At 69.0% G+C, this 17468-nt stretch carries 11 protein-coding genes and 3 pseudogenes; 4 read left to right on the top strand and 10 right to left on the bottom strand.

What is annotated here, in order from left to right:
* Positions 1-244 precede the first annotated feature (244 nt).
* The 10 genes and pseudogenes from urtD to ACFJI0_RS16920 form a co-directional block, all read right to left on the bottom strand.
* On the bottom strand, positions 245-1120 hold the full coding sequence (gene urtD / locus ACFJI0_RS16875; RefSeq protein ID WP_382321293.1) for an urea ABC transporter ATP-binding protein UrtD: 876 nt from the start codon (positions 1118-1120) through the stop codon (positions 245-247).
* A pseudogene (urtC, locus tag ACFJI0_RS16880) lies at positions 1117-2236 on the bottom strand (urea ABC transporter permease subunit UrtC). Before urtC ends, urtD begins: the two are co-directional and overlap by 4 nt.
* On the bottom strand, positions 2233-3822 hold the full coding sequence (gene urtB / locus ACFJI0_RS16885) for an urea ABC transporter permease subunit UrtB (RefSeq protein WP_382321295.1): 1590 nt from the start codon (positions 3820-3822) through the stop codon (positions 2233-2235). The pseudogene urtC and the gene urtB overlap by 4 nt, the downstream one beginning before the upstream one ends.
* A gap of 154 nt (positions 3823-3976) precedes the next feature.
* A pseudogene (gene urtA, locus ACFJI0_RS16890) lies at positions 3977-5222 on the bottom strand (urea ABC transporter substrate-binding protein).
* Positions 5223-5420: 198 nt separating this feature from the next.
* On the bottom strand, positions 5421-5615 hold the full coding sequence (locus ACFJI0_RS16895; protein ID WP_382163902.1) for a YbdD/YjiX family protein: 195 nt from the start codon (positions 5613-5615) through the stop codon (positions 5421-5423).
* Between the two features lie 25 nt (positions 5616-5640).
* Positions 5641-7713, bottom strand: a complete 2073-nt coding sequence (locus ACFJI0_RS16900; RefSeq protein WP_382321297.1) for a carbon starvation CstA family protein — start codon at positions 7711-7713, stop codon at positions 5641-5643.
* Positions 7714-7847: 134 nt separating this feature from the next.
* Entirely contained in the window at positions 7848-8474 is a 627-nt protein-coding gene (locus tag ACFJI0_RS16905; RefSeq protein ID WP_382321299.1) for a response regulator, read from the bottom strand.
* Positions 8471-9795 (bottom strand): annotated as a pseudogene (locus tag ACFJI0_RS16910) (cache domain-containing protein). The gene ACFJI0_RS16905 and the pseudogene ACFJI0_RS16910 overlap by 4 nt, the downstream one beginning before the upstream one ends.
* A gap of 52 nt (positions 9796-9847) precedes the next feature.
* The gene (locus tag ACFJI0_RS16915; RefSeq protein WP_382321301.1) at positions 9848-10861 is read right to left on the bottom strand and encodes a response regulator; all 1014 of its coding nucleotides are present in this window, start codon (positions 10859-10861) and stop codon (positions 9848-9850) included.
* Positions 10845-14402, bottom strand: coding sequence for an ATP-binding protein (locus ACFJI0_RS16920; protein WP_382321302.1), 3558 nt, complete (start codon positions 14400-14402; stop codon positions 10845-10847). Before ACFJI0_RS16920 ends, ACFJI0_RS16915 begins: the two co-directional genes overlap by 17 nt.
* A 104-nt stretch (positions 14403-14506) precedes the next feature.
* Here ACFJI0_RS16920 and ACFJI0_RS16925 point away from each other — a divergent pair, with 104 nt between their 5' ends.
* Genes ACFJI0_RS16925 through ureC form a run of 4 tightly spaced genes read left to right on the top strand, consistent with a single transcriptional unit; the run spans position 14507 to position 17461 of the window.
* Positions 14507-14809, top strand: a complete 303-nt coding sequence (locus ACFJI0_RS16925; protein WP_382155722.1) for an urease subunit gamma — start codon at positions 14507-14509, stop codon at positions 14807-14809.
* Positions 14810-14834: 25 nt separating this feature from the next.
* Positions 14835-15422, top strand: a complete 588-nt coding sequence (locus ACFJI0_RS16930; protein WP_382155719.1) for a HupE/UreJ family protein — start codon at positions 14835-14837, stop codon at positions 15420-15422.
* 4 nt (positions 15423-15426) lie between these two features.
* On the top strand, positions 15427-15732 hold the full coding sequence (locus tag ACFJI0_RS16935) for an urease subunit beta (RefSeq protein ID WP_297399432.1): 306 nt from the start codon (positions 15427-15429) through the stop codon (positions 15730-15732).
* 10 nt (positions 15733-15742) lie between these two features.
* Positions 15743-17461, top strand: coding sequence for an urease subunit alpha (gene ureC, locus ACFJI0_RS16940; RefSeq protein ID WP_382321305.1), 1719 nt, complete (start codon positions 15743-15745; stop codon positions 17459-17461).
* Positions 17462-17468 lie beyond the last annotated feature (7 nt).

Consider the following 17468-nt stretch of genomic DNA (forward strand, 5'->3'; position numbering starts at 1 on the left):
GCCGTGCCGAGGAGCGGAGCGATGGGCGGAAAAAGGGCTGCGCATGTTTGAGCGAAGCGAGTTTGCGCAGACCCCGCCCATCGCGAGCACCGCAGGTTGCCCGGAGCGAAGCGGAGGGACACGGCCGGCGGGGTCGCCTTTTCTTTGCTTACTTTCTTTTGGCGAAGCAAAAGAAAGTGAGTCGCCCGCCGGGGCGAGACCCGGCCAGCCACGAAAGCAAAAACCAACCGAAGAAGAAACCCAATCAGCGCCCAAGATAAACCTCGATCACCCGCTCATCCGCCTGCACCTGATCCAGCGTGCCTTCGGCCAGCACAGACCCATCGCACAACACCGTCACCTTCTCCGAGATCGTGCGGATGAAGCTCATGTCGTGCTCCACCACCATCAGCGAATGTTTGCCCTTGAGAGACAGAAACAGCTGCGCCGTGCGCTCCGTTTCCTCATCCGTCATGCCCGCCACCGGCTCGTCCAGCAGCAGCAGCTTGGGGTCCTGCATCAGCAGCATGCCGATCTCCAGCCACTGCTTCTGCCCGTGGCTCAGGTTGCCGGCCAGGCGCGAAGCGCTGTCGGCCAGGTGGATCGTGTGCAGCACCTCCCCCAGCCGGTCCTTCTCCTCGCCGGTGAGCACAAACAGCATGGAATGGCGCACCCGCTTGTCCGTGGCCAGCGCCAGCTCCAGGTTCTCGAACACGCTGAGGTGCTCGAACACCGTGGGCTTCTGGAACTTGCGCCCGATGCCCATGGCGGCGATCTCGGCCTCGCGGTAACGCAGCAGGTCGATCGTGCTGCCGAAGAAGACCTGGCCCGCGTCGGGCCGGGTCTTGCCGGTGATGATGTCCATCATCGTGGTCTTGCCCGCGCCGTTGGGGCCGATGATGCAGCGCAGCTCGCCGGGCGCGATGTCCAGGCTCAGGCCGTTGATGGCCTTGAAGCCGTCGAAGCTCACGTGCACGTCTTCCAGGTACAGGATGCGGCCGTGCGTGGTGTCCACCTCGCCGCGCACCAGCGGGCGCGAGAAACCGGCCTGGCGGCCGCCGGATTCGGTGGCGCCGCCCAGGGCGAGCGCGGCCACGCGTTCGGCGCGCTTCGCGCCCTCTTCCATCAGGTCGGGCGTCATGCCGGGCCTCCCTTCTTGGCCGGGCGCAGTCTCTTCACCAGGCCCACCACGCCCTGCGGCAGGTAGAGCGTGACGACGATGAACAGCGCGCCCAACACGTACAGCCAGTACTCGGGAAAGGTCACGGTGAGCCAGCTCTTGGCGCCGTTGACGATGAAGGCGCCGAGGATGGGGCCGATCAGCGTGGCGCGGCCGCCCACCGCGGCCCAGATCGCGATCTCGATGCTGTTGGCCGTGCTCATCTCGCCCGGGTTGATGATGCCGACCTGCGGCACGTAGAGCGCGCCGGCCACGCCGCACATCACGGCCGAGATGGTCCAGATGGTGAGCTTGTAGGGCAGCGGGTTGTAGCCGCAGAACATCACGCGGCTCTCGGCGTCGCGCACCGCCTGCAGCACGCGGCCGAACTTGCTCTTCACCAGCCAGCGCGCGAACAGGTAGAAGCCCAGCAGCGTGAGGCCGGTGAGCACGAACAGCGCCATGCGCATGTTCTGCGTGCGCCAGCGGCAGATCGAGGATGCGCTTGAAGTCCGTGAAGCCGTTGTTGCCGCCGAAGCCGGTCTCGTTGCGGAAGAACAGCAGCAGCGCGGCGAAGGTGAGCGCCTGCGTGATGATGGAGAAGTACACGCCCTTGATGCGCGAGCGGAACGCGAAGTAGCCGAACACGAAGGCCATCAGACCCGGCACCAGCACGATCAGCAACAGCGTGGCGATGAAGCTGTCGGACAGCGCCCAGTGCCAGGGCAGCTCCTTCCAGTCCAGGAACACCATGAAATCGGGCAGCTCGCTCTTGTAGTTGCCGTCGGTGCCGATCTGGCGCATGAGGTACATGCCCATCACGTAACCGCCGAGCGCGAAGAACAGGCCGTGGCCCAGGCTCAGGATGCCGGTGTAGCCCCAGATCAGGTCCATGGCCAGCGCACAGATGGCGTAGCACATGATCTTGCCCAGCAGGCCGACCATGTAGTCGCTCAGGTGGAAGGCGCTGCCCTCGGGCACGAACAGGTTGAGCAGCGGCGCCACGGCGCAGACCACCAGCAGCGCGACCACGAAGGCGCTCCAGCCGGCGCGCGTGAGCAGCGGGCCGTGCGAGGGCAGGACGACGGGGGCGCTCATGCCTCCCTCCCTTTCATGGCGAAGATGCCCTGAGGTCTCTTTTGAATGAACACGATGATGAAGACCAGCACCGCGATCTTGGCGAGCACGGCGCCGGCCCAGCCTTCGATGAACTTGTTCAGCATGCCCAGGCCGAGCGCGGCGTACACCGTGCCCGCGAGCTGGCCCACGCCACCGAGCACCACCACCATGAACGAGTCCACGATGTAGTTCTGCCCGAGGTCGGGGCCCACGTTGCCGATCTGGCTCAGCGCGCAGCCGGCCAGGCCGGCGATGCCCGAGCCCAGCGCGAAGGCGTAGGTGTCGATGCGCGCGGTGTTCACGCCCATGCACGAGGCGATGGGGCGGTTCTGCGTGACGCCGCGCACGAACAGGCCCAGGCGCGTCTTGCCGATCAGCAGCGTGACGCCCAGCAGCACCGCGAGCGCGAAGCCGATGATGATGATGCGGTTCCAGGGCAGGTTGAGGTTGCCCAGCAGGGTGATGCCACCACTCATCCACGAGGGGTTTTCCACGCCCACGTTCTGCGCGCCGAACAGGCTGCGCACGGCCTGCATCAGCACCAGGCTGATGCCCCAGGTGCGCAGCAGCGTCTCGAGCGGCCGGCCGTAGAGGAAGCGGATCACCGTGCGCTCCATCGCCGCGCCGACCAGGCCCGAGGCCAGGAAGGCCACCGGCAGGGCGACCAGCAGGTACCAGTCGAAGTACTCGGGCAACGAGGCCCGGAAGAAGCTCTGCACCAGCCAGGTGGCGTAGGCGCCGATCATGATCAGCTCGCCGTGCGCCATGTTGATCACGCCCATGAGGCCGTAGGTGATCGCCAGCCCCAGCGCGGCCAGCAGCAGGATGCTGCCCAGGCTGATGCCGGTGAAGGCCTGGCCCAGCGCGCTGCCGATGGCCAGCGTGGTGTCCAGGCTGGAGAGGGATTCCTTCAGCGCCGCCTTGACCTGGGCGTCTTCTTCCTTTTCCATCTGCGCCGTCAGCAGCGGGCGCACGATGGGTTGTTGGGCCTCGCCGAGTTTCCGCGCGGCCGAGAGGCGCTGCGCCGGGTCCTCGCTGGCCAGCAGCACGGCGGCGCGCGCGAGCGCCAGGCTCTGGCGCGCGCGCGGGTCCAGGTCACCGGCCAGGGCCTTGTCGATCAAGGCGAGCTGGCTGGTGTCGGGCTCTTCGAAGGCGGTGCGCTGCAGGGTGCTCGCCGCTTCGCGCTGGCGCTCGGGCGGCGCGCCCACCAGCTCCATGCCGGCCAGCGCGTTCTCCATCGCGCTGCGCAGGCGGTTGTTGACCATGATGTCGCCGGCGTCCTCGGGCAGCGCCGCGAGTTTCTCGCCGGTCACGGCGTCGATGGCGCCCTCGCCTTCGGCGATGAGCACCCGCTCGCCCTGCACGCGCACGGCCTCGTCGGCCATGGCCTTGATCAGTGCGGTGGCACGTTCGTCCGGCTCGGCGGCCAGGCGGTTGAGCGTGTCGATGCGGGTGTCGGTGTCGCCGTCCACCAGCGCGAGCGCGTCGGCCGGGGTGAGCGCATGCGAAACACTCAATGACAACCACACCGCGAGCCCCAACCAGCGGAGCCATTGAAACTTCATATCCATCCCCAAAAGCAGGATCCGATGGCGCGCCAACACGCCAGAACCAGGGGCATCGAGGGTCCGGCTCCGCCGGCCCAAGATGCCGTCCCCCCTCCCAGCGCCGAAGGCGCGCCAGAGAGGGGGGAAGCCGCGTCAGCGGCGCAGGGGGGTGTTACTTCTTGTCCGGCACGTTCTTCTTGCCCTTGTTCTCGGCGATGTAGTCGCTCCACGGATCGGCGACCACCGGGCCCGGCGTCTTCCACACCACGTTGAACTGGCCGTCGGCCTTCACCTCGCCGATGAACACCGGCTTGTGCAGGTGGTGGTTTTCCTTGTCCATGGTGCTGGTGAAGCCACCCGGCGCCTTGAAGGTCTGGCCGGCCATGGCGGCGATGACCTTGTCGGTGTCGGTGGACTTGGCCTTGGCGCACGGCCTGGGCCCACATGTTGATGCCGATGTAGGTCGCTTCCATGGGGTCGTTGGTCAGAGGCTTGTCCTTGTGGCCGGGGATGTTCTTCGCCTTGGCGTAGGCGCTCCACTTCTTCACGAACTCGGTGTTGGCCGGGCTCTTGATGCTCATGAAGTAGTTCCAGGCGGCCAGGTGGCCGACCAGCGGCTTGGTGTCCACGCCGCGCAGCTCTTCCTCACCCACCGAGAAGGCCACCACCGGCACGTCCTTCGCCGAGAGGCCGGCGTTGCCCAGTTCCTTGTAGAACGGCACGTTGGAGTCGCCGTTGATGGTGGAGACCACGGCCGTCTTCTTGCCGGCGGACGCGAACTTCTTGATGTTGGCGATGATGGTCTGGTAGTCCGAATGGCCGAAGGGGGTGTACTCCTCCATGATGTCGGCATCGGCCACCCCCTTGCTCTTGAGGAAAGCGCGCAGGATCTTGTTGGTGGTGCGCGGGTACACATAGTCGGTGCCCAGCAGCACCCAGCGCTTGGCCGAGCCGCCGTCCTTGCTCATCAGGTATTCCACGGCGGGAATGGCCTGCTGGTTGGGCGCGGCACCGGTGTAGAACACGTTCTTGCTCAGCTCTTCGCCTTCGTACTGCACCGGGTAGAACAGCAGGCCGTTGGCCTCTTCCACCACCGGCAGCACCGACTTGCGCGACACCGAAGTCCAGCAGCCGAAGATCACGGCGACCTTGTCCTGCGTGAGCAGCTGCTTGGTCTTCTCGGCGAACAGCGGCCAGTTGGAGGCCGGGTCCACCACCACGGGTTCGAGCTTCTTGCCGAGCACGCCGCCCTTGGCGTTGATCTCGTCGATGGCCATCAGCACCGTGTCCTTGAGCACGGTTTCCGAAATGGCGATGGTGCCCGAGAGGCTGTGCAGCACGCCGACCTTGATGGTCTCCTGGGCGTGGGCGCTCAGACCGGTGAAGCCGAGCGTGGCGACTGTGGCCGCGGCGGCCAGGGTCTTGAGGGTGAATCGGCGGGCGTTTTTGGGGGGTCTTCGACATGGCGCTTCTCCAGTGTTCCAGGGGTCCCTTGGAAGGGGTGTTGGGCGCCGCCGGCCCGCCTTCTTCAGGCGGTGCTCGACGGACAACTGGATGCTAGGGAAGACCCTGGATGGCGTATGTACGCCACGTGGCGTACGCCGCTGGCGCCGATGTCAGCAGCAGCGCCCGGTGGCGGAGCCGTAGCGCGCGGCCTGGCGTTCGCGGAAGAACGCCTCGTAGTTCATCGGCTCCTGGTCCGGGTGCGTGGCCCGCATGTGCTTCACGTAGCTGCCGTAGTCCGGCACACCGACCATGAGGCGCAAGCTCTGCGTGAGGTAGCGCCCGGCCCGCCCGAGGTCGTCGAGCAGGCCGCCCGCGCCGGTGGCGGAGGGATCAGCCACCAACGCTGGCGCCGGCCGGCAGCGCTTCGTAGGGGGTTTCGGCCACGCTCGGCTTGCGCTCGGCGCGGGCCTTGAGCACGCTCTTCACGCTGTAGAACAGCACGCTGAGCACCACGAACATGAACAGCGCGCACAACACGGCGTCCAGGCGGTTGTTGAAGACGATGCGCGACATGGCCTCGGGCGTCTTGGCCGGCGCCAGCAGCACGCCGTTCTGCAGCGCCTCGGCGTAGCGGCTGGCGTTGGAGAGGAAGCCCACCTTCACGTCGGCCGAGAAGATCTTGAGCCAGCCCGCGGTGAGCGTGCAGACCAGCAGCACGATCGCCGGCACGATGGTGACCCAGGCGTAGCGGTCCTTCTTCATCTTGAACAGCACCACGGTGCCCAACATCAGCGCCACGGCGGCGAGCATCTGGTTGGCGATGCCGAACAGCGGCCACAGCGTGTTGATGCCGCCCAGCGGATCGACCACGCCCTGGTACAGGAAGTAGCCCCAGGCCGCCACGCACAGGCCGGTGGCGATCAGGTTGGCGGGCAGCGAGTCGGTGCGCTTGAGCGCGGGCACGAAGCTGCCCATCAGGTCCTGCAGCATGAAGCGGCCGGCGCGCGTGCCGGCGTCCACGGCGGTCAGGATGAACAGGGCTTCGAACAGGATGGCGAAGTGGTACCAGAAAGCCATCATGGTCTGGCCGCCCACCACCTGGTGCAGGATGTGCGCCATGCCCACGGCCAGCGTGGGCGCGCCACCGGCGCGCGCCAGGATGGTGTTCTCACCCACGTCCTTGGCGGTCTGCACCAGCATCTCGGGCGTGATCACGAAGCCCCAGGTGGAGAGCGTCTGCGCCACCGCTTCGGGCGTGCTGCCCACCAGGGCGGCCGGGCTGTTCATCGCGAAGTAGATGCCGGGCTCGATGCACGAGGCTGCCACCAGCGCCATCACGGCGACGAAGGATTCGGCCAGCATGCCGCCGTAGCCGATGAAGCGCGCGTTGACTTCGTTGTCCAGCATCTTGGGCGTGGTGCCCGAGGAGATCAGCGCGTGGAAGCCCGAGACCGCGCCGCAGGCGATGGTGATGAACAGGAAGGGGAACAGGTTGCCCGACCAGACCGGGCCGTCGCCGGCCGCGAACTGCGTGACCGCCGGCATCTGCAGCGGCGGCGCGACGACGACGATGCCGATGGCCAGCGCGACGATGGTGCCGATCTTGAGGAAGGTGGAGAGGTAGTCGCGCGGCGCCAGCAGCAGCCACACGGGAATGGAAGCGGCGACGAAGCCGTAGCCGATCAGCATCCAGGTCAGGGCCTTGCCGTCGTAGGTGAACAGCGGCGCCCAGGTCGGGCTCTCGTGCACCCACTGGCCGCCCACGATGGCCAGCATCAGCAGCACGAAGCCGATGATGGAGACTTCGCCGATGCGACCGGGCCGGATGAAGCGCAGGTACACGCCCATGAACAGCGCCACCGGAATGGTGGCCGCCACGGTGAAGGTGCCCCAGGGCGATTCGGCCAGGGCCTTCACCACGATCAGCGCCAGCACCGCGAGGATGATGATCATGATCATGAAGGCGCCGAACAGCGCGATCAGGCCCGGCACGGTGCCCATTTCCTGCTTGATCAGGTCGCCCAGCGAGCGGCCGTCGCGGCGCGTGGAGATGAACAGCACGATGAAGTCCTGCACCGCGCCGGCGAAGACCACGCCGGCCAGGATCCACAGCAGGCCGGGCAGGTAGCCCATCTGCGCGGCCAGCACCGGGCCCACCAGCGGGCCGGCGCCGGCGATGGCGGCGAAGTGGTGGCCGTACAGCACGTACTTGTGCGTGGGCACGTAGTCCAGGCCATCGTTGTGGCGCCAGGCTGGCGTCATGCGCGTGGCGTCCAGGCCGAGCACCTTGGTGGCCAGAAACAGGCTGTAGTAGCGGTAGGCGATCAGGTAGACGCAGACCGAAGCGACCACCACCCAGAGGGCGCTGACGGCTTCACCCCGTCCCAGCGCCACGGCCGCGAGCGCGAAAGCGCCCAGCACGGCCACGAAAAACCACCCCAGGTGGCGACCCAGTCCAGACATGCTTGTCTCCTCTTGTGCCGCGACCTCGCCGATTCGGGCCGCCGTGCGACGGGCAGTATCGGCAACCGGGCGCACGCGCACATCCGTTGCACCGCGCGCCGGACCGCGTGGCACCACTTAGGTGGAAACCCGTATCAGGGGATTTCGCGGGCGTGCTCGACGGCGTACTTGATCAGTTCCGCCTGGCCCTCCAGGCCCAGCTTGCGCTTGATGCTCTGGCGGTGCGTTTCCACCGTGCGCACGCTCAGGTCCAGCGCCTTGGCGATCTGTTTGCTCGACTCGCCCCGGCCCAGCGCGCTCAGGATCTGGCTCTCGCGCGGCGTGAGCAGCGGGCGCGGCGCGGGCTGGCGGAACAGCCGGCTCGAGACCCCGGGGCTGAGAAAGGTGCCACCGGCCACCACGGCCTCGATGGCGGCCACGATTTCGCCGGCCGGCGCGTCCTTGAGCACGTAACCCCGCGCGCCGGCCTGCAGCGCGCGCTGCACGTACTCGGGGTTGTCGTACATGCTGAACATCAGCACGCGCAGGCCGGGCCAACGCGCCAGCATGGCCTGCGCCAGGTCGATGCCGTTGCCGTCCTTCAGGCCCACGTCCTGCAGCACCACGTCCACCGCCAGGCCGTCGAGCAGGCGCATGGCCTCGGCGGCATGGCCGGCCTCGCCCACCACCACCAGTTGCGCCACGCTCGAGAGGCGCGCGCGCAGGCCCTCGCGCACCATGGGGTGGTCGTCGACCAGAAGGATGCGGATGGTGTCGTTCATGTCGATGCTTCTATCTGGGTGCCGTGGCCGGGCTCGGCCTGGATGCTCAGCCGCCCGCCGATCGCGGCCAGGCGCTCGCGCATGTTGCGCAAGCCAATGCCTCGCTCGGGGTGCAGGTGCACGGCCGCGCTGTCGAAGCCCCGGCCGTCGTCGGTGACGCTCATGCGCACGGTGCCGCCCGGTCCGAAGGCCAGCACCAGCTCCACCTGCCTGGCCTGCGCGTGTTTGCGCACGTTGGTCAGGCTCTCCTGCGCCACGCGGAAGAGCGCGGTCTTCACCTCGTCGGGCAGTTCGCGCTCGGCGCCTTCGATGCGCACCGCCACCGGCAAGCCGCTGGCGTCCTCGAACTCCTGGCCCAGGTGCTGCAGCGCGGCGGGCAGGCCCAGGGTGTCGAGCAGCGCCGGGCGCAGGCGGTGCGAGAGGCGGCGCACCTCCACCAGGGTGTGGTTGAGCCCCTGCAGCGCCTTGGCCAATGGCGCGGGATCGCGCGTGCCGGCCCCGGCTTCCACCAGCAGCTTGGTGGACACCAGGGTCTGGCTGATGCCGTCGTGCAACTCGCGCGCGAGGTGGGCGCGTTCGTCCTCCTGCGACTGCTGCACCTGCCGCGCCAGCAGGCGCAGCTTGTTCTCGGCCACGCGGTGCTCGCTCAGGTTCAGCGCCAGGCCGCTGGCGCTGATGAGCGCGATGCCGAACACCGCGATGCCGGCGATCCACAGCAGCGTGGTGGCGATGTTGCGGTTGGCCTCGCCCTCGATGCGCGTGAGCGTGGCCTGGATGCCGTCCAGGTACAGGCCGGTGCCCAGCATCCAGCCCCAGCGCTCGTAGGCGATCACATAACCGAGCTTGGGCGTGTCCTGCCCGCTGGAAGGCTGGCGCCACAGGTAGTCCACGAAGCCGCCACCGGCGCGCGCCTGGGCGATCAGGCGCTGGATGGTGGGCCGGCCCTGCGGGTCGCGCAGCTCCCACAGGTTCTGCCCCACCAGCTCGGGCTGGCGCGAGTGCATGAGCACGCGGCCCTGCAGGTCGTAGACGAAGAAATAACCGTCGCGGCCGTAGTCCAGCGAGGCCAGCAGGCGCAGCGCCTGCTCGCGGTCCGCCGCCTCGTTGCCGCCCCGGTCGTACAGCGGCTGCACGGTGCTGGCCGCCAGGGCCACGTAGTTGCGCAGCTCGGCGCGCCGCGCCTCCAGGTAGGTGCGCTCCACCAGGGCGTATTCGCGCCTGGCCAGATCGCGCTCCTGGTGCTGCACGGCCAGCGCGATGAGCACGAGCGAGGCCAGCAGCGGCAGGATGCCAGCAGGAGGATCTTGGTTCGCAGTCGCATCGGGAAGGAAGGGACGCCGTGGCGCCATTCTGCGCCGAACCAGCGGGCGGGCTCAGCCGCCGTGTTGGGGTTGCAATTGCGGCACGCGGTTGATCGCCATGGCGGCGGCGGCCGTGCGCGTCTCCACCCCCAGCTTGGCGTGTATGCGCTCCAGGTGTTTCTTCACCGTGGCCGGGCTGGCACCCAGGATGTCGCCGATGTCGCGGTTGATCTTGCCCTTGACCACCCAGTACAGCACCTCGGCCTCGCGCGCGGTGAGGCCGAAGGCGGCGGCCAGGCCGGAGAGCACGCTGGCGTCCGAGGTTTCCTGCATCACGATGAGCCAGTCGCCGCCCTCGCCGTTGACCTCATCGCCCACGCACTGGTGCAGGCGGAAGGTGAGGCGGCGCGGGCCGTTCTCCAGCGTGAGGCGCGGCGGCTCGCGCTGCGCCAGCGCCTCGCCGAGGTGGCGGCGCAGCCACTGCAGCACGGCCGGTGGCGTGGTCGGCGCCTCGGTGCCGCAGTGGTGGCGCAGCAGGTCGCGCGCCAGCGGCGTCTGCCACATCAGGCGGCCGTCGCGCTCGCGCACGGTGATGGTGGCGTAGCCGAAGGCGTCGAGCGCGTTGCGCGCCTGGCTGCGCTCCACCGCGCCCTGGCGCGCGTGGCGCGCGCTGCGCAGGTGCACGCCCATGCGCGCCATCACCTCGCGCGGCTTGATCGGTTTGGTCACGTAGTCGGCGCCGCCCGCGTCGAGCGCGGCCACCAGGTGCTCGGTGTCGGTCAGGCCCGTCATGAAAATGATGGGGATGTGCGCCGTGGCCGGCTGCGCCTTGAGCCGGCGCGCGACCTCGAAGCCGTCCAGCCCGGGCATCACGGCGTCGAGCAGCACCACGTCGGGCAGGGCCTGGGTGGCGCGGCGGATGGCGCTTTCGCCATCCAGCGCCACGAGCACGGTGTAGCCCGCCTCGTCCAGCGCGTCGTGCAGGGGCGCCACGTTGTCGGGCACGTCGTCGACGATGAGCACCACCAGCGCGTCCGTGAGCGGCCGCGCGGTCGATGGCGCCAGGGTTTCAACCGGGTGCGACATGGTGTTGCAGCAGTTGCTGTTCGATGGTTTCAAAACGGAATTCGCGCGCCAGCGTGCGCAGGCCCTGCGCGAACGCGGCCTGCTCGGGGCGGCGCTGCACCCACTCGTCCAGCCATTGCACGATGCCCTTGTAGTAGCCCAGGCGCACCAGTTCCAGCAGGGGTTCGAGTTCGTCCCTCGTCGCGGGCGCCGCGGCGGCCACCGGCGCCCCGGCGCGCTCGGGCGAGGCTTCGGTGATCCAGGCCAGCGACAGGCGCTGGCCGAGCCAGCCCAGCAGGTCCTCGCGCCGCACCGGCTTGACGAAGAAGTCCTGCGGGCGGTGGCCGAGGTCGTTCTCCAGTCCCTTGTCGAAGGCGTTGGCCGAGACGATGGCCATCGGCACCGCACCCCAGCCGCGCGCGCGCAGGCGGCGCAGCGTCTCCCAGCCGTCGATGCCGGGCATCGCCAGGTCCATGAAGACCGCGTGCGGCGCGCCGGGCTCGCCGGGCTGCAGGCCGTCGAGCAGGGCCAGTGCGTCGTGGCCGCTGGTGGCGAGCATCACCTCGAAACCCAGGGGCGCGAGCCAGCGCGCGAGCAGTTCGCGGTCCGCCTCTTCGTTGTCCACCACCAGCACGCGGCGGCGCGCGCCCTGGTAGCCGGCGTGTTGCGGCACCGCGGTGGGCGCGGGCAGCTGCACGCCGTGCAGCTCGGGCAGGAACAGGCGCACGGTGAACACCGAGCCCTGGCCCGGGGTGCTGCGCACCGTCATCTCGCCGCCCATGAGGTCGGCGAGCATCTTGGCGATGGTCAGGCCCAGGCCGGTGCCGGTGGCCGCGCCGTGGGCGGCCGCCTCGCCCTGCCCGCGCGCGAAGGGCTCGAACACGCGGTCCAGGTCCTGCGGGTTCATGCCGGGCCCGGTGTCGTGCACCTCGAACTGCGCCATCTCGCGCGCGTGCGCGACCCGCAGCCGCACCTCGCCGCTGCGGGTGAACTTCACCGCGTTGCCCAGCAGGTTGATGAGGATCTGGCGCAGGCGCTTCTCGTCGGCGCGCACGGTGTCGGGCAGGCGGCTGCCGGTGTCGAACGAGAAGCGCAGGCCCTTGGCCGCCGCCTGCAGCTCGAACATGCTGGCGACCTCGCGCATGGCGTCGGCAAACGCCATGGGCCGCACGTCGAGCGCGAGCTTGCCGGACTCGATGCGCGCGATGTCCAGCGTGCCTTCGATCAGCGAGAGCAGGTGCTCGCCGCCGCGGTGGATCACGCGGATGGCCTGCGCGCGGTGCGGCGCCACGCCGGTGTCCTCCTGCAGCAGCTGCGCGTAACCCAGGATGCTGTTGAGCGGCGTGCGCAGCTCGTGGCTGATGGTGGAGATGTAGCGCGTCTTGGCCTGGTTGGCCTGCTCGGCCGCGCGGCGCGCCTGCTGCAGCGCCTCGTCGGTGCGCTGGTGCGACTCGATCTCCTGCATCAGCAGGCGCGTCTGCCGGTTGGATTCTTCCTGCGCCACCTCACGGCTCTTGTGCGCGAGCACCAGCCACCAGGCCACGGTGGCGGCGATGAGCAGCAGCACCGCGTACACGCGCACGAAGCCCGAGCGCAGCGCGGCGTCGAGCAGCGAGGTGTTGGCCGCCACGCCCAGGCCCTGGGCCAGGCCTTCCACCTCCTGCCGGTAGAGCAGGCCCAGCACGGCCGCGAGCACCGGCGCCACGATCATCATGAGCAGCAGGTAGTGCGCCAGGCCCGCTTCCAGGTAAGGCCACACGCGGCGCGGCAGCACGCGGCGCAGGGCGCCCATCCACTGCTCGGAGAGGCGCGCGTGCGGCTTGCAGAGGTCGCCGCAGCGCGCGTCGAGCGTGCAGCACAGCGAACAGATGTGGCCCTGGTACGCAGGACAGTGCGCCATGTCCGGCGCTTCGTACTCGCGTTCACAGATCACACAGGTTTGGACAACACCCCCCGCGCCGCCTGCGGCGTCACCCCCCTGAAGGGGGGCCGCACTGGCGGCCTGGCGGAGCCAGATCCGCGGTGCGCCTGGCGGCACCTCTCCACCGCTTCTGGCGATGTAGTAACGCCCCTGGGTCAACCACGCGATCACCGGTGCGGTGATGAGCGCCGTCACCATCGCGATCACCGCCGAGAACGCCTGCGCCGTTGGCCCCAGCAGGCCCATGTGGGCCACGATGGACAGCGCCGAGGCCAGGCCCATGGCGCCCACGCCGACAGGGTTGATGTCGTACAGGTAGGCGCGCTTGAACTCGATGCCCTTGGGCGACCAGCCCAGCGGCTTGTTGATCACGAGATCGGCGACCACCGCCATGATCCAGGCGATGGCGATGTTGGAGTACAGGCCCAGCACCTCGCCCAGCGCCTGGAACACGTTCATCTCCATCAGCATGAAGGCGATCAGCGTGTTGAACACCACCCACACCACGCGGCCCGGGTGGCTGTGCGTGATGCGCGAGAAAAAATTGCTCCAAGCCAGCGAGCCCGCGTAGGCGTTGGTGACGTTGATCTTGAGCTGCGAGACCACCACGAACAGCGCCGTGGCCGCCACCGCCCAGCCGTAGTCGGCGAACACGAACTCGTAGGCCGCGAGGTACATCTGGTTGGGGTCCACCGCGCGCTCGGGCGGCACCATGTGGCTGATGGCCAAGTAGGCCAGCAGCGCGCCGCCCAGCATCTTGACCACGCCCAGCACCACCCAGCCGGGCCCCCCGGCGAGCACGCCCAGCCACCAGCGCAGCGCGTGGCCGGGCTCCTTCGCGGGCATGAAGCGCAGGTAGTCGGCCTGCTCGCCCATCTGCGTGATGAGCGCGATGCCCACCGTGAGCGCCGCACCAAACAGGTGCCAGTCGAACACCGCGCCCGCACCAGATTCGCCCCCGTACCGCACCACGTTGGTGAAGGTCTCGGGCGCCATCCAGGCCACCGCCCCAAAAGGCACCACCATCATCACGACCCACAGCGGCTGGGTCCAGACCTGGAAGCGGCTGATGACCGAGACGCCGTGCGTCACGAGGGGGATGACCACCAGCGCGCAGATCAGGTAGCCCCAGGCGGGCGGGATGTCGAGCGCGAGTTCGAGCGCGTAGGCCATCACCGCCGCTTCGAGCGCGAAGAAGATGAAGGTGAAGGACGCGTAGATCAGCGAGGTGATGGTCGAGCCGATGTAGCCGAAGCCCGCGCCGCGCGTGAGCAGGTCCATGTCCACCCCATGGCGCGCGGCGTAGACGCTGATGGGCAGGCCGCCCAGGAAGATGATGAGGCCGGTGCAGAGGATCGCCAGCGCGGCGTTGACGAAGCCGTACTGCACCAGCAGCGTGGCACCCACGGCCTCGAGGATCAGGAAGGAGGCGGCACCGAACGCGGTGTTGGCCACCCGCCACTCGCTCCATTTGCGGAAACGCTGCGGCGTGTAGCGCAGCGCGTAGTCCTCCATGGTCTCGCTGCCGACCCAGCTGTTGTAGTCGCGGCGCACCTTGATGATGCGCTGCGGCGCGTCCTGCCCGGCCGGCGGCGGGGCGCTGGCGGGCGGGGAAGGCGGTGGGGGCACGGCGGGGTTCACACCGGGATTTCGCAGCTTTCATGCCACGCCGGGCCTGGGGCACGGGAATTGCTGATTCCAGGGCAACTTGTATGCTCAGGCTCCCTTGACGATCGCGCACCACCATGGAACTCACGCCCCGAGAGAAAGACAAGCTGCTGATCTTCACCGCCGCCTTGCTGGCCGAGCGGCGCAAGGCGCGCGGCCTCAAGCTCAACTACCCCGAATCGGTGGCGCTGATCAGCGCGGCCGTGATGGAGGGCGCGCGCGACGGCAAGACCGTGGCTCAGCTGATGAGCGAAGGCCGCAGCGTGCTCACCCGCGCCGACGTGATGGACGGCATCGCCGAGATGATCCCGGACATCCAGGTGGAAGCCACCTTCCCCGACGGCACCAAACTCGTCACGGTGCACCAGCCGATCGTGTGACCCCATTCAGGATTCAGGAGACCCCATGACTTTCGCCTTCTTCCTCAAGCGCGCCCTGCCCGCCCTCACCCTCGCCGCCCTGTCGTTCTCCGCCGCCGCCCATGTGGGCGATGCGCACGACCACGGCGGTTTCCTCACCGGTTTCCTGCACCCCATCACCGGGCTGGACCACCTCGCCGCCATGCTGGCCGTGGGCGTGTGGAGCGCCATGACCACGAAACGCCTGTGGGTCGCACCGGTGTCGTTCGCCGCCCTGCTGCTGGCCGGCGCGCTGATGGCGCAGGCGGGCGTGGCCTTCCCCGCCATCGAGCCGATGATCGCGGCCTCCATGCTGGTGGTGGGCCTGCTGCTGGCCGCGCAGGTGAAACTGCCCGAGGCGGCGGGCGCGGTGCTGGTGGGGGCCTTCGCGCTGTTCCACGGCGCGGCGCACGGACAGGAGCTGGCCGATGGCGCGGCCCTGGCCGGCATGGTGCTGGGCACGGCCGTGCTGCACGCGGTGGGCATCGGCATGGGCCTGGGCCTGAAGCGCGCCAACCACTGGCTGCCGCGCGTGGCCGGCGGCGTGGTGGCGCTGATGGGCCTGAACATGGGCTGGTCCCTGCTGGCGGGCTGAAGCCATGATCCCCGGCGAACTCTTCACCGACGCGGGCGAGCACCCGCTCAACCCCGGCCGGCGCACGATCACCCTGGTGGTGAAGAACGGCGCCGACCGCCCGATCCAGGTCGGCTCGCACTACCACTTCGCCGAGACCAACGGCGCGCTCGACTTCGACCGCGCCGCCGCGCGCGGCATGCGGCTGAACATCGCCAGCGGCACCGCCGTGCGGTTCGAGCCCGGCCAGCAGCGCACCGTCGAGCTGGTGGACTACGCGGGCGACCGCATCGTGTACGGCTTTCGTGGCCTGACCCAAAGCGCCCTCTGAAAGACAGCCCATGGCAAGCATCCCCCGCAGCGCCTATGCCGACATGTTCGGCCCCACCGTCGGCGACCGCCTGCGCCTGGCCGACACCGGCCTGGTGATCGAGATCGAGAAGGACTACACCCTGGCCGCCGGTGGTTACGGGGAGGAAGTGAAGTTCGGCGGCGGCAAGACCATCCGCGACGGCATGGCGCAAAGCCTGCGCACCCGCGCCGAAGGGTCGGTGGACACGGTGATGACCAACGCGGTGATCATCGACCACTGGGGCATCGTCAAGGCCGACATCGGCTTGAAGGGCGGGCGCATCGTCGCCATCGGCAAGGCCGGCAACCCCGACACCCAGCCCGGCGTGGACATCGTCATCGGCCCGGGCACCGAGGTCATCAGCTGCGAAGGCCACATCGTCACGGCCGGCGGCATCGACAGCCACATCCACTTCATCTGCCCGCAGCAGGTGGACGAGGCGCTGACCTCGGGCGTGACCACCATGCTCGGCGGCGGCACCGGCCCGGCCACCGGCACCTTCGCCACCACCTGCACGCCCGGCCCCTGGCACATCGAGCGCATGCTGCAGGCCGCCGACGGCCTGCCCATGAACCTGGGCTTCCTGGGCAAGGGCAACGCCAGCCTGCCCGCCGCGCTGCACGAGCAGGTGGACGCGGGCGTGATCGGCCTCAAGCTGCACGAGGACTGGGGCACCACCCCCGCGGCCATCGACACCTGCCTGAGCGTGGCCGAAGAGGCCGACGTGCAGGTCGCGATCCACAGCGACACGCTCAACGAATCGGGCTTCGTGGAAAACACCATCGCGGCCACCAAGGGCCGCAGCCTGTGCGCCTTCCACACCGAAGGCGCCGGCGGCGGCCACGCGCCGGACATCCTGCGCGTGGTCGGCGAGGCCAACTTCCTGCCCTCGTCCACCAACCCGACCATGCCCTACACCGTCAACACGCTGGACGAGCACGTGGACATGCTCATGGTCTGCCACCACCTGGACGCGGGCATCGCCGAGGACCTGGCCTTCGCCGAGAGCCGCATCCGCCGCGAGACCATCGCGGCCGAGGACATCCTGCACGACCTGGGCGCCATCAGCATGATGAGCAGCGACAGCCAGGCCATGGGCCGCGTGGGCGAGGTCATCATCCGCACCTGGCAGACGGCCGACAAGATGAAGAGCCAGCGCGGCACGCTGCCCGAAGACAGCTCTCGGCACGACAACTTCCGCGTCAAGCGCTACATCGCCAAGTACACGATCAACCCGGCCATCGCGCACGGCATCGCGCACATCGTCGGCTCGCTGGAAGTGGGCAAGTGGGCCGACCTGGTGGTGTGGAAGCCCGCCTTCTTCGGCGTGAAGCCGGCGCTGGTGCTCAAGGGCGGCAGCATCGCGCTGGCCGCCATGGGCGACCCCAACGCCTCCATCCCCACGCCGCAGCCGGTGCACTACCGGCCCATGTTCGGCAGCTTCGGCGGTGCCACCGCGAAGAGCAGCCTGACCTTCGTCTCGCAGGCCGGCCTCAAGGCCGGCGTCGGCGAACGCTACGGCCTGCAGAAGACCCTGTCGGCCGTGCACGGCGTGCGGGGCGTGACCAAGGCCCACATGGTGCACAACGCCCTGCTGCCGAAGATGGAGATCGACCCGCAGACCTACGCGGTGCGTGCCGACGGCGTGCTGCTCACCTGCGAACCCGCCACGCGCCTGCCGATGGCGCAGCGCTACTTCCTGTTTTGAGCGCCGC

The organism is Hydrogenophaga sp. UC242_53 (genome assembly GCF_042696965.1).
Taxonomy (GTDB): Bacteria; Pseudomonadota; Gammaproteobacteria; order Burkholderiales; family Burkholderiaceae_C; genus Hydrogenophaga.

Coding starts and splice junctions, on each gene's coding strand:
- urtD (WP_382321293.1), bottom strand. CDS start 1,120: ATGACGCCCGACCTGATGGAAGAGGGCGCGAAGCGCGCCGAACGCGTG.
- urtB (WP_382321295.1), bottom strand. CDS start 3,822: ATGAAGTTTCAATGGCTCCGCTGGTTGGGGCTCGCGGTGTGGTTGTCA.
- ACFJI0_RS16900 (WP_382321297.1), bottom strand. CDS start 7,713: ATGTCTGGACTGGGTCGCCACCTGGGGTGGTTTTTCGTGGCCGTGCTG.
- ACFJI0_RS16905 (WP_382321299.1), bottom strand. CDS start 8,474: ATGAACGACACCATCCGCATCCTTCTGGTCGACGACCACCCCATGGTG.
- ACFJI0_RS16915 (WP_382321301.1), bottom strand. CDS start 10,861: ATGTCGCACCCGGTTGAAACCCTGGCGCCATCGACCGCGCGGCCGCTC.
- ACFJI0_RS16925 (WP_382155722.1), top strand. CDS start 14,507: ATGGAACTCACGCCCCGAGAGAAAGACAAGCTGCTGATCTTCACCGCC.
- ACFJI0_RS16930 (WP_382155719.1), top strand. CDS start 14,835: ATGACTTTCGCCTTCTTCCTCAAGCGCGCCCTGCCCGCCCTCACCCTC.
- ACFJI0_RS16935 (WP_297399432.1), top strand. CDS start 15,427: ATGATCCCCGGCGAACTCTTCACCGACGCGGGCGAGCACCCGCTCAAC.
- ureC (WP_382321305.1), top strand. CDS start 15,743: ATGGCAAGCATCCCCCGCAGCGCCTATGCCGACATGTTCGGCCCCACC.